This window comes from Pseudomonas solani (genome assembly GCF_026072635.1).
Taxonomy (GTDB): domain Bacteria; phylum Pseudomonadota; class Gammaproteobacteria; order Pseudomonadales; family Pseudomonadaceae; genus Metapseudomonas; species Metapseudomonas solani.
Genome location: NZ_AP023081.1, coordinates 1,383,621 through 1,395,344, shown reverse-complemented (window position 1 = coordinate 1,395,344; position 11,724 = coordinate 1,383,621). Strand labels below are relative to the sequence as shown.

The following is an 11,724-nucleotide window of genomic DNA, read 5'->3' as shown; positions in this document are numbered from 1 at the left end:
TCACCATGCCCGCAGCTCTTCCCACGGTCTGGCGCCCCGCGCTGACCGGTCTCATCGCCTTCCATATCCTGATCATCATCGCCAGCAACTACCTGGTGCAGCTGCCCATGACCCTGTTCGGTTGGCAGACCACCTGGGGCGCGTTCAGCTTCCCGTTCATCTTCCTCGCCACCGACCTGACCGTGCGCCTGCTTGGCAAACAGGCCGCGCGCCAGGTGATCGCCCGCGTGATGCTGCCGGCGCTGGCGGCCTCCTACGTGGTCTCCGTGCTGTTCCAGGACGCGGCCTTCCAGGGCTTTGCCGCCCTGGGCGAGTTCAACCTGTTCGTCGCCCGCATCTCCCTGGCCAGCTTCCTCGCCTACGTGCTGGGGCAGATCCTCGACATCCAGGTCTTCGACCGCCTGCGCACGATGCGCCAGTGGTGGATCGCCCCGGTGGTCTCCACCATCGCCGGCAACCTGCTGGACACCTTCACCTTCTTCTCGGTGGCCTTCTGGCACAGTGACAACCCCTTCATGGCCGAGCACTGGGTGGAGATCGCCACGGTGGACTACGGCGTCAAGCTCAGCGTCAGCCTGGTGCTGTTCGTGCCGCTCTACGGCGTGCTGCTCAACGGCATCCTGCGGGCCATTACCCCGCGTAGCGAACGCCCGGCCTAAACCCTCGCAGACACTGCGAAAACGTTCGGGTCGAGTCGAGTAGGTGATGGCTTTCGCTGTGCTCTGCTCCATCCCGCGGTGTGGTTCTGAATCTTCTGAACGCATTTTTCTTTGCTTCGGATAGAGGCACTACCGGCCATGCTTTCAGTGTTGTTGTGCGGGTGAGCGGGCCGGGCAGCCCTGGTTCATAGGGCTTCGTTGGCGCGCCTGAAGGGCCCCCGGCTCTTCTGCGGGCAGAAGATGTGCCGTGTTTCCACGGCCCAGAAGCAATCACCCAGGGGCTCCATGCGGATTCGTGAGCCGCGTTGGTTGCTGTAGAGCAGGTTGAGCATCACCTCGTCATCGTTGCCGCTGGTCTGCAGGGCATCGGTCGGGCCGCCACTCTCGACCAGCAGGCTGAGGTGGCCGATGAGGTCGCGCTCCACCCGCCCGGATGTTTCCAGCAGGCTGCGTCCGTAGCGGGTCATCGTATAAAAGCGGCCGTCGCGGAAGAGGGTCCAGTGGACGATGTCCAGCACCTGGCCACTTTCGAGCACCACCTGGCCGTTGGCGGCGTACTGGCCGTCGATCATCTGGGTCGAGCGCGTGCCATACCACAGCGAAGCTGGCGCCAGGCCTGAGGCCAGCACCGAGAGCAGCACCAGCAAATGGCGGCGGGGCCGCTGGCGAAGACGCTGAAGCGTCATTGCAGGCACCTCGCCAATTGGGCCTCGGGGACCGAGTCCACGATGTTGCGTTGCACCATCAACCAACTGGCGCTGCGCCCGTCGTGCAGACAGACGATCTCGTAGAAGTCGGCGCTGCGAAACACCAGCAAGTGAGTGGAAGCGCTGACCAACGATTGCAGGCGCGGGTTGAGCACGGCCGTGTCGCGGACCAGTTCGCGGAGCGCCTCTTCGCGCTCATCGAGGTAGGTGATGGTCAGCGTTCCTAGTTGCATGTTCTGGGTATGAAGCCGCTGCTCGGAGAGCTGGAAGTACAGCAGCCCGGTGATACAGAGCCCTATGGCGATGGGGGAGCACAGGGCTATCAGCCAGGGTCGGGTCCAGTATGGCGTCGGCTTGCCCCCGGTGGCACAGGATGGCGTGGCAGCTATTGGCAGGAGTCGTTCTTCCTGCGTGTCACCGGTCGCAATGCCGCTCGCGGTGCTGATCAGGAATAGTGGATTGAACCTGTAACCGCGCCGTGGCAGCGTCTGGATGATTTCGTGCTGCGTCTCGTCCGCGAGCACCTGGCGCAGTGTGTCGATCTGTTGGGTGAGGTTGCCCTGGCTGGCGATGCGATCTGACCAGGCATGGTTGAGCAGCGCTTCGCGCGGCACCACCTTGCCGGGCGCGTTGAGCAGCAGTTCGAGCACGCGGCTGCCGGAAACCCCGAGGTCGATGCGCTCCTCCGCGCCATTCCCGTACAGGTCCAACTGGAATCGCGAGGGGTAGAACCGGGCGTAGCGATTCGTTCGACCGGTTCTGATGGTCATGTACGGCATAGGAGGGCTCCTGTCGCCTGGTGGCGGGGCGGGCTCGCGCTCTATACGTGCAGGCTGACCCCGGGGAGAAAAGCAGGGAGAGGATAGGGGTAGCCAAGCGGGGCGGATTTGCCTGGACTGCTGTTTTGGCGTAGGAGGAATTTGCGCCAAACCTGTTGAAAGTTCTTGGCCCGGTAGGTGGCACACGAGGCCTTTCTCAGGGGCACCGCTGCTTATATTCGGCGTACGACCTGCGTGGAGGGGTAGCATTCCGGTTTTCCAACCCGCTCCGGAGCCCGCCATGAAGGCCGCCGTCGTCCATGACTTCAACCAAGCACCGCGCTACGCCGATTTCGCCGCCCCCGAGGCGGGCGAGGGGGAAGTGCGGGTGCGGGTCCGTGCCGCGGCATTGAGCCAACTGGTGAAGGCGCAGGCCTCCGGCCGGCACTACAGCAGCGGCAAGGTGCTGCCGCTGGTGCCGGGTGTGGACGGGGTCGGGGAGCTGGAGGATGGGCGGCGGGTGTACTTCGCCTTCCCGCGCCCGCTTTACGGCGCCATGGGCGAGTACAGCGTGGTGCCTGCAGCGAACCTGGTTGAAGTGCCCGATGGGGTGGATGACGTCACCGCAGCGGCCATCGCCAACCCCGGTATGTCGTCCTGGGCGGCGCTGATCGACCGGGCGCATTTCCAGCCCGGCGAAAGCGTGCTGATCAACGGCGCCACCGGTGCCTCCGGGCGCCTGGCGATCCAGGTGGCCCGTCACCTCGGCGCTGGTCGCATCACCGTCACCGGGCGCAATGCCGACAGCCTGCGCACCCTGGGCGGCCTCGGCGCCGATGCGGCCATCCCGCTGGACCAGCCGGCGGACGAGCTGAAGGCGCGCTTCCGTGAGGTCATCCAGGGCGATGGCGCCAACGTGGTGCTCGACTACCTCTGGGGCGCCTCGGCCGCCACCTTCCTCGCCGCTGCATCCGGCCACGGCAGCCGCGAGGCCGAGCCGCGCGTGCGCTTCGTGCAGATCGGCTCGATCTCCGGCAACAGCATCGACTTCCCCGGCGCCGTGCTGCGCAGCTCGGGCCTGGAACTGATGGGCAGCGGCTTGGGCAGCCTCTCCAACGCCGGGCTGGTGCGGGTGGTCGGCCAATTGCTGGCCGCCGTATCCGCTGCGGGCCTGACCATCGACGCCGAGGCGGTGCCGCTGGCCGAGGTGGAATCCGCCTGGAACCGGGCCACGACGTCGCGGTTGGTGTTCACCCTCTGACCAGGGCGTAGAGCCCTTCCGGGCCAGCAGCCACTGCTGGCCCGTTCTCTCTCATGCTTGTGTCGTTGTCGTTCCTGAAATAGAACGCTAGAGCTGATTTTTGCAGTCTGGCGGTGAAAGGGTGCCGAATTTAATCTTTCTCACATGCAGTCAGCCACTGCAACGAAGCGAAAGAAACCAGCGCCGAACCGGCACCCAAACATCGAAAAGCGAGGAACGCACCATGACCAACTTCACCTACAACCGTCTCGACAAAGACAACGCCGCCGTCCTGCTGGTGGACCACCAGGCTGGCCTGCTCTCCCTGGTTCGCGACATCGAGCCGGACAAGTTCAAGAACAACGTCCTGGCCCTGGCTGACCTCGCCAAGTTCTTCAAGCTGCCGACCATCCTCACCACCAGCTTCGAAACCGGCCCCAACGGCCCGCTGGTCCCCGAACTGAAAGAGCTGTTCCCGGACGCGCCCTACATCGCCCGCCCTGGCCAGATCAACGCCTGGGATAACGAAGACTTCGTCAAGGCGATCAAGGCCACCGGCAAGAAACAGCTGATCATCGCCGGCGTGGTGACCGAGGTCTGCGTGGCCTTCCCGGCCCTCTCCGCCCTGGAGGAAGGCTTCGAAGTGTTCGTGGTGACCGACGCCTCCGGCACCTTCAACGAGATGACCCGCAACGCGGCGTGGAACCGCATGAGCCAGGCCGGCGCGCAGTTGATGAACTGGTTCGGCGTGGCCTGCGAACTGCACCGCGACTGGCGCAACGACGTGGAAGGCCTGGCCGCCCTGTGCTCCAACCACATCCCCGATTACCGCAACCTGATGACCAGCTATGCGGCGTTGACTGGCAATAAGTGATGGGGTGAAGCGAAGACCGAAATGAAAAGCGGGAGCCTTTTGGGGCTCCCGCTTTTTTTGCTTTTGGGGTCAGTCGATTTCGTTTTCCTGACGCCTGCCGAATTGATCGAGCAAGGGCTGAATCTCCCGCAAGAGCGCAAAGGGCTCCGCACCGAGGCTCTGCACGACCAGCAGGAACTCGACCACATCGAGCCGTCTTTCACCGCGCTCGTATTTGGATACGTAGGACTGAGGACGCAGCAGCTTCTCTGACAGTTGCTGTTGGGTCATACCCGACTCATTACGCGCTGCGATGAGCAATTCGAGCAGGCGTTGGTAGGGCGGAGAGTTGATGGTTTTCATGGGGTCACCGGAACGAGGGCCGGTGGTTTGAATAAACCCATTTCAGGCTTATCCCGGAATGGGTTACTCATGATGGGCTGGAGGTGATGCAGCAGAGACATGTCTGCCCTACCTCAGGCATCACCTCACCTGTCAGGAGCCACCAGCGGAACTGGGGGTAGACCTTGGCGATTGCCAGGATCTCCTCCTCCTTGATCTCTCTGTTCTTGGAGGGGTTCTTGAGGTTACTCCAGGTGTAGCGGCTGATCCCGGTCAGCTCCTCAAGTTTCGGCAGCCGGATTTCCGACCACGACAGGATGGTGAGAACGCGCTCTTTGATCATCCTTTTTCTTCATTGTCTTGAAGCTAAATGACTCACGTCGTTTAACCCTAACCAGGCCAAAGGCAAATTGACTTTATCCAGGGTTGAGGTGGAATTAAGTTCAGTTTGAGCTCTTCTCATCGAAGTCCGGACTGGTTTGCCCTCCTTCCGGAAGAATTTTCCCACTCGCAATCCAAAGTGCGTACTGAGGGAAAGCGCTCACAAGCACATCGATCTCCTCTGTGCTAACACGCACAGCCCCTTTGCTCACATTGAGCCAGCGACTGTGTTCGGTATCGCTCAATTGGCTAAGTTTTTTTGGGCCGATCTTCTTGATTAGCAGCCTTGCCCTATCTGCAGAGCTTTCCATGTAGTCAGACAAACCGCATTTTTCGAGGTAACTATTGACTTTAAATCGGTAAAGTCAATAATTGACCTGGGTAATTATTGACTTGAGTGCCGCTCAAGCCGCTTGAAAGCCAACATAGTGCAGCAAAGGCCAAGGATGTGGAAGGAACCGACCTAACGCTCAAACACCTGATCTGCGCACCTCCGATCATGCCGTGGCGCGAATTCGCCGACTGGATACGCATTGGGGGATGAACACAACATCGTCTGGGGATGGATTCGCAACGGCTACATCCCCTCACACAAGCTGGGCAAGCATGTGATGGTCAACGTCGCGTTGCTAACCCGTGAGCTCGTGGAAAAGGAACGGGAGTCGTGAGGGAGAGGGGAGGGCGTCCCGGCGGCTTGCTGCTTAGTGCTCACGCTGAAGTGTCCGTCTGGCCCATGGCGGAAAACATCAACTGGTTGGAATACGGCTGTGGCTCTACCAGGAGTCTGGCCGACTCACGCCGCGCTGGGCATGCTCGTTTTTATGCGAAACGGCTTGATAGCCGAACCAAGGAGTTGCTGCCATGAATGATCCCGATCCGCTTTCACTGACCCATCAACAACGTCGCCTTCGCGAACTGCGCGAGCGGTTGGAGTCGAGGCTGCATACGGTTCAGGTGATCGCCGAGATCATTCTGGATAACGCTGCGTTTCGGGAAGGCTTCCCCGGGCCCTGGTTTGGCGAGTACCGGGAAGGGGCACTGATGGATGCGGTGGTGCAGCTGTCGCGTAGCAATCTCGAAGATTTTTCTCGGTTGCTGGAGATGCAGAGGGCGCAGGAGGAGTGAAGGGAGGTCGGGTTCGAGAAATGCTCGTTGAAATACCATTGCACGAGCTTCGCCAGGTGTATGCGCCTATGCACCCGGGCATAGAAATGCCGTCCTTGGTGACAGGGAATTCTCCGAAGCCATCCACTTGCCCTCGCCCTGGTCCTTTCCCTGTGCTGTCCTCTACCTCAGGAGAAATCGGAGGTACGTTACGTGCAATTACATGAAGGCGTCTGCCGGCTGGGCGATGTGGTGTCGATCAACCTCCTTGATGGGAAGCTGGGGACGCAGGTCATGCGACTGTTGCTGACCCAGGGGATCGAGGTCGAGGTGCTGGAGGTGCGGGGCGATTCGGTGAAGCTGGCAGTGAGAGCGCCAAGCGGGATGCTGATTGTGGAGGAGCTGGGGTTTTCCCCGTAGTCGCGTCTTCTTGCTGTTGCTGTGAGCAAGCTTGTCGGCGCCCAAAGAAAAGCCCCTGGAGATCTCGCGATCCTCAGGGGCTTTGCGTTTGGTGGGCAGTGGTTATTTGAATCTGATCAGTAACTCAGTGATATCTCCCAGGGAAGGACGTTCGTGATTCAGATTGGCTCTGCAGCAAAGGGCTCTTTCGATCTAGAGCTCCGAAGAGGTATCAGCGAACTGCTGTTGATGGTGTCGAGTACGAGATGGAGGCGAGGGTACAGTTTTCCCCCAGCAGCATGATGAGCAAGAAGACTCGAACCAGAGACTAGCGCGAAGTTTCTATTTCCGTTTGAAAGGGGTAATAAAATGCCGCTTTCTAACGTCAAAGCCTATTTTTAGGCACTAAATTGCCTTTTTATGAGGTTTGTCTAGTGGATATCTTGGAGCGTTCCCGCATCTTGAATGAGCTGCAGCAGCAACTGGCTTCCGGTGAGATCACCATTGGGGAAGCTGTCCGGCGCCTGCGAAAAAAGGTGACCGGGCTACAGCAGGCTCGGTTTGCGCAGATGTGCAAGTTGTCGTTGCGAGCCCTGCGGCAACTGGAGCACGACGAAAGTAATCCCACGTTGCAGACGCTTAACAGTGTGTTCAACCCATTCGGCATGCAGGTCGGAATAGTGCCGAAGGCTTCCCGGGCCGGCGTCTAGGCTTCGGAGGGATTGGGTTGATCTGCGCCCAAAGAAAAAGCCCCTGGAGATCTCGCGATCTTCAGGGGCTTTGCGTTTGGTGGAGCCGGGGGGATTTGAACCCCCGTCCGCCAGTGCGCCGCTTTCGGGACTACATGCTTAGCCAAGTCTACTGAGTTAGCTCTTTGCGGCCCGACTGGCAGGGTGCTCAGAGCGAGCTGTATAAGTTTTAGCCGTTACGTCTACAGCGAACTTGGCGGCGATCCTGTTCTATCTGACAGTCATTTCGGGTTTACAGGCATCCCCTTATGACTGCTGGCGGCCGAAGCCACCAGAAGGGTTAGGCCGCGAGGGCCGCCCCGTAGTTGTCGTCGTTGGCAACTATAAGTTTGCAGCAGCTGATTTACGAGGTCTGCTACCAGCTCGGCATGCCCCTAGAGTTTTGTTACCGGCGTCGAATCCTAATCGGCCCCAAAAGCTTCTAGTGGTAAAGCTAGACGGGCGATGGTACGCCAAAGGCGTTGCCGCGTCGACCTTCAGTGCACAATTGGGCTGTCCGCCGGCTTCGCTTATGATTGCCAGCTATTGTCAGGATGTCCCTCAAACGAGTCCTCCGAATGCCGCGCTCCCCCCGTTATCCGTTGCGCCAGTGGATTTGGCGTGCGTTCGTGCAAAGCGCGCTGATCCCACTGATTCTGGTGGAGTCGGTGCTGATCGCCGTCTATCTGCTGACCAACAGTGCGATCCGTGATGCGCAGGTCGATTACCTGCAGCAGAGCGCGCTGGAGGACCTGGGCAGCGCCGTGCGCCGCGAGGGCAAGATCATCGATGGACGGCTGCAGAGCATCGAGGTGCTGGTGCGGTTGTTCCGTGACAGCGCCAGCCGCGCGCTGCTCGATCGCAGCTACCAGCCGGATGCCCTGGAGCATTCGCGCCATCGCCTGAGCGAGGATGGGGTGTTCTACACCCAGAGCGACGATGGCCGCTCGGCCTCCTTCTATGCCAACAGCACGCCGGTGGAGCGCCAGGATCACGAGAAGGCCCTGCGCCTGTCGCAGTTGGACCCCTTGATGCGCTCGATCCGCGAGAGCGACCCCTTGATGGCGGCGGTGTATTTCAACAGCTGGGACAGCTACAACCGCATCTACCCCTTCTTCATGACGCCCGAGCAGTATCCCCATGACATGGTGATACCCGATTACAACTTCTATTACCTCGCCGACGCCGGGCATAACCCGGGGCGCAAGGTGGTCTGGACCGACGTCTACCTCGACCCGGCCGGGCAGGGCTGGATGATGTCGGCGATCTCGCCGGTGTACCGCGACGACTTCCTCGAAGGCGTGGTCGGCCTGGACATCACCGTGGGGCAGATGCTCGGCGCCATCAGCAACCTCAAGGTGCCGTGGCAGGGCTACGCGATGCTGGTGAGCCGCGACAACAGCATCATGGCGCTGCCGGCGGCGGGGGAACGTGATTTCGGCCTGCGCGAGCTGACCCGCTATTCCTACGAGGAGGCGGTGCGCCGCGAGGTGCTCAAGCCCGAGGACTTCAACCTGGCCAAGCACGCCGAGATGCAGCCCATCCTGCAGGCGATGAAGTCCGGCGAGGGCAACATGAAGGAAGTGCTGCTGGGCGGGCGCAAGCAGTTGGTGGCCTGGACCGAGATCCCGCAGACCGGCTGGCGCCTGATGATGGTGGTGGACGAGGCCAATATCTTCCGCGAGACCAACCGTCTCGCCGAGCGTTACCTGCAGATCGGCTACCTGCTGATCGCCGGCCTGGCCTTCTTCTATGCCCTGTTCTTCGCCTGGATGTGGGCCCGTTCGCGGCGCCTGAGCGACGAGCTCTCGGTGCCGCTGGCCGGCATCTCCGGGATGATGCAGCGCATCGGCCAGGGCGACTTCGGTCCCGAGGCGCCGAGCAGCCGGATCATGGAATTGGAGTCCATGGCCCTGGCGGTACAGCAGACCGGCGACCAGTTGCGCGCCAGCGAGGAAGAGCGCGTCGAGGCCCAGCGCAACCTGGAGCTGGTGCTGGAGAGCACCACCGAAAGCCTCTGGGAAGTGGACGCCCGCACGCTGTCGATCAAGATGAGCGGACGCTTCGTGAAACGCTTCGGCCTGCCTTCCGACGAGCTCAGCTTCAACGACTTCAACGACCGCGTGCACCCCGACGATGTGGAGCGCGTGCGCCGGCTGCGGCTGTTCTTCGCCGACAGCGACCAGGACAACTTCGATGCCGAATACCGCTTCGCCGATGCCGATGGCCAGTACGCCTGGCTGCTGAGCCGCGGCAAGGTACTGGAGCGTGACAGCGAAGGCCGCGCCCAGTTGGTGGCGGGCACCCATGTGGACATCACCCGCCTCAAGCAGGTGGAGGATGAGCTGCGTCGTGCCAGCCGCGAGGCCATGGCGGCGAGCCAGGCGAAGAGCCGTTTCCTCTCCAGCATGAGCCACGAGCTGCGCACGCCGCTCAACGCGATCCACGGGTTTGCCCAGCTCATCGGGTTGGAGACCGAGGGCAAGGACGAGCGCCGCGAGGAGGCCGAGTACGCCCAGGAGATCGTCAACGCCAGCCGCCACCTGACCTCACTGGTGGACGACATCCTCGACCTGTCGAGCATCGAGAACCGCCGCCAGCAGCTGCAGCTCAAACCGGTGGAGATCGGCCCCTTGCTGGCCGGCTGCGCCGAGCTGATCCAGCCGGAGCTGCAGACCCGCCAGCTGCACCTGCAGATGATGGCGCCGCCGGAGCCGCCGCTCTTCGTCCTGGCCGATGCCCGGCGCTTGCGCCAGGTGCTGCTCAACCTGCTATCCAACGCGGTGAAGTACAACAACCCGCAAGGCATGGTCAGCCTCGGTTACGAGCTGCGCTCGGCCGGCGTGCGCCTGTGGGTGGCGGACAGCGGCTCGGGGCTCAGCGAGGAGCAGCAGGCCATGCTGTTCCAGCCCTTCCAGCGCCTGGGCCGGGAGAACTCCACCATCCCCGGTACCGGCATCGGCCTGGTGCTGTGCCGCGAGCTGGCGGAGCTGATGGGCGGGGAGATCGGCTTCAGCAGCACCCGCGACATCGGCAGCCGCTTCTGGATCGACCTGCCCAGCGCCGCGCCGCCGAACCAGGCGGACGCCGGCATCCAGGAAAGCCCGCCGGCGCCGGTGCTGGCCCAGGTGCTCTGCGTCGAGGACCACCCGGCCTGCCTCAAGGTGCTCAAGGAAGGCCTGCGCGACATGGCCGAGGTGCGCGGTGCGGGGTCGGTCGGCCGCGCCCTGTCGACCCTGGAGGCACAGACGCCGGCGCTCATGCTGCTGGACCTGGACCTGCCGGATGGCGATGGGCTGGAAGTGCTCGACTACGTCCGGCGCACGCCGCGCCTGCGCAGCATGCCGGTGATGGTGGTGAGCGCCGCGGTGGATGAGGCGAGCCTTTCGGAAGCGCGCCGTCGCGGTGCCGATGCCTGCCTGACCAAGCCGGTGGACCTGCAGCAGGTGCGCCGCCTGGCGCTGTCGCTGCTGGAACGGGAGCCGCCGGCCTTCTGAGGCGGGTGAGCTGCTCCCGGGCTGTGCATGTCGTGCGCAGCCCTTTTTCATTTGAGCGTGGGAAGACACGTCCTTAGGGCGTGGTCATGGTCATCCTGCTTGTGATAATTCGAGCTGAGAGCTGACAGGATGAGCTCGTGCCGTAGGGTGTGCCGCGCGCACCGCCGCACGGTGCTTCCGGTGAGCTCCAGGTGCGCGCAGCACACCCTACGTCCGGACTGAGCGGCGGCTGCATGCTCCGAGGTCTCGTTGCGCCCCTTTACCGGTGACTAAAAGCAAAGCCACGTTCCAAGCGCGTGGATGTATACGGGTGGCGGGCCAGGCTCATTCGCTGGCTTGCAGCATGTCGATGGCTTCCTTGAGTACCTTGGCCGATTCCTCGTGGTTGCCGGCCTTGTGCAGCTCTTCGCCTTCCGCGCGCAGACGCTGGACTTCCGCTAGCAGGGCGGCATCGGAGGGCGGGTCGGTCTTGAGCATTTCGTCGATCTTGGCCATGTCCTGGGGGCAGTGCATGGCCCAGAGCGGGGTGCTGATCAGGGCGGCGGCGATAAAGGCGGCGAGGCGGCGCATGGCGAGGCTCCTGGCGGGGGTGTCCAGGAGTATAGGCAGGGGCTGGGCGTTACGCGGGGCATGAAAAAGCCAGCGCGAGGCTGGCCTTTTCAGCGGGGGCGGGTCACTGGCTGGCGCCGTCGCTACCGCCTTCCTTATTCGGCCCTTGCAGGCGCTGCAGCGCCATGTTGGACGAGTTGATGCAGGCTTCGGTGTCACCGGCGGTCTTGGCCTGTTCGGCCTTCATGCGCAGGTCTTCGACGTCTTTCTTCAGCGGGTCGCCCAGGGTGGTGTTGGTGGCCATGGCGTCACTGATCTTCTGCAGGTTGATGGTGCAGAGGTCATCGGCGAATACCGGGGAGGCCATCAGGGCGGCTGTAATCAACAGGGCAGTACGTTTCATGAGGGGTTCTCCTCTCTCGTGCTTTGGCACTCGGATAGGCCCTTTGTGGAGGCCGAGTGGAACAATGACGTCCGAGACGGATAAGCCCGGGCTTGCCGACGGGC

Annotated in this window: 13 protein-coding genes and 1 other RNA gene; 7 read left to right on the top strand and 7 right to left on the bottom strand. The window is 62.3% G+C overall.

Translation table 11 applies throughout. From position 1 onward, the window contains the following. Nucleotides 1–5 precede the first annotated feature (5 nt). Complete coding sequence (locus tag PSm6_RS06525) at nucleotides 6–659, top strand: 7-cyano-7-deazaguanine/7-aminomethyl-7-deazaguanine transporter (protein ID WP_043244627.1); 654 nt, start codon at nucleotides 6–8, stop codon at nucleotides 657–659. 185 nt (nucleotides 660–844) lie between these two features. On the opposite strand, the gene PSm6_RS06520 is transcribed toward PSm6_RS06525, so the two are convergent. After that, nucleotides 845–1,345, bottom strand: a complete 501-nt coding sequence (locus tag PSm6_RS06520) for a hypothetical protein (protein WP_031288876.1) — start codon at nucleotides 1,343–1,345, stop codon at nucleotides 845–847. After that, on the bottom strand, nucleotides 1,342–2,145 hold the full coding sequence (locus PSm6_RS06515; protein WP_021222356.1) for a winged helix-turn-helix domain-containing protein: 804 nt from the start codon (nucleotides 2,143–2,145) through the stop codon (nucleotides 1,342–1,344). The genes PSm6_RS06520 and PSm6_RS06515 overlap by 4 nt, the downstream gene beginning before the upstream one ends. 280 nt (nucleotides 2,146–2,425) lie before the next feature. Here PSm6_RS06515 and PSm6_RS06510 point away from each other — a divergent pair, with 280 nt between their 5' ends. Both PSm6_RS06510 and ycaC read left to right on the top strand, forming a co-directional pair. Beyond that, the gene (locus tag PSm6_RS06510) at nucleotides 2,426–3,385 is read left to right on the top strand and encodes a quinone oxidoreductase family protein (RefSeq protein WP_265169806.1); all 960 of its coding nucleotides are present in this window, start codon (nucleotides 2,426–2,428) and stop codon (nucleotides 3,383–3,385) included. 223 nt (nucleotides 3,386–3,608) lie between these two features. Next, complete coding sequence (gene ycaC, locus PSm6_RS06505) at nucleotides 3,609–4,238, top strand: isochorismate family cysteine hydrolase YcaC (RefSeq protein ID WP_265168064.1); 630 nt, start codon at nucleotides 3,609–3,611, stop codon at nucleotides 4,236–4,238. A 69-nt stretch (nucleotides 4,239–4,307) separates the two neighbouring features. Here the strand turns inward: ycaC and PSm6_RS06500 are convergent, their stop codons facing one another. After that, nucleotides 4,308–4,580 (bottom strand): helix-turn-helix domain-containing protein, encoded by a 273-nt coding sequence (locus tag PSm6_RS06500; RefSeq protein ID WP_184491114.1) that lies wholly within the window; start codon nucleotides 4,578–4,580, stop codon nucleotides 4,308–4,310. A gap of 67 nt (nucleotides 4,581–4,647) precedes the next feature. Next, nucleotides 4,648–4,902, bottom strand: a complete 255-nt coding sequence (locus tag PSm6_RS06495) for an XRE family transcriptional regulator (protein WP_265169804.1) — start codon at nucleotides 4,900–4,902, stop codon at nucleotides 4,648–4,650. Nucleotides 4,903–5,801: 899 nt separating this feature from the next. Between PSm6_RS06495 and PSm6_RS06485 the strand changes: the two genes are divergently transcribed. From PSm6_RS06485 to PSm6_RS06475, 3 genes are all read left to right on the top strand, one after another. Then, entirely contained in the window at nucleotides 5,802–6,065 is a 264-nt protein-coding gene (locus PSm6_RS06485; RefSeq protein WP_021222349.1) for a hypothetical protein, read from the top strand. 192 nt (nucleotides 6,066–6,257) lie between these two features. Next, complete coding sequence (locus PSm6_RS06480; protein ID WP_021222348.1) at nucleotides 6,258–6,464, top strand: carbon storage regulator; 207 nt, start codon at nucleotides 6,258–6,260, stop codon at nucleotides 6,462–6,464. A 413-nt stretch (nucleotides 6,465–6,877) separates the two neighbouring features. Then, nucleotides 6,878–7,153, top strand: a complete 276-nt coding sequence (locus PSm6_RS06475) for a helix-turn-helix domain-containing protein (protein ID WP_021222347.1) — start codon at nucleotides 6,878–6,880, stop codon at nucleotides 7,151–7,153. Nucleotides 7,154–7,230: 77 nt separating this feature from the next. Here the strand turns inward: PSm6_RS06475 and ssrA are convergent. Continuing rightward, nucleotides 7,231–7,605, bottom strand: a transfer-messenger RNA (tmRNA) gene (gene ssrA / locus PSm6_RS06470). A gap of 144 nt (nucleotides 7,606–7,749) precedes the next feature. Between ssrA and PSm6_RS06465 the strand changes: the two genes are divergently transcribed. Beyond that, complete coding sequence (locus PSm6_RS06465; RefSeq protein ID WP_021222346.1) at nucleotides 7,750–10,668, top strand: ATP-binding protein; 2,919 nt, start codon at nucleotides 7,750–7,752, stop codon at nucleotides 10,666–10,668. A 324-nt stretch (nucleotides 10,669–10,992) separates the two neighbouring features. Here PSm6_RS06465 and PSm6_RS06460 read toward each other — a convergent pair whose 3' ends face one another. Next, on the bottom strand, nucleotides 10,993–11,238 hold the full coding sequence (locus PSm6_RS06460) for a PA2433 domain-containing protein (RefSeq protein WP_043245383.1): 246 nt from the start codon (nucleotides 11,236–11,238) through the stop codon (nucleotides 10,993–10,995). Nucleotides 11,239–11,341: 103 nt separating this feature from the next. After that, a complete protein-coding gene (locus tag PSm6_RS06455) occupies nucleotides 11,342–11,620 on the bottom strand; it encodes a PA2433 domain-containing protein (protein ID WP_021222344.1) in 279 nt (92 codons plus the stop codon). Between the last annotated feature and the right edge of the window lie 104 nt (nucleotides 11,621–11,724).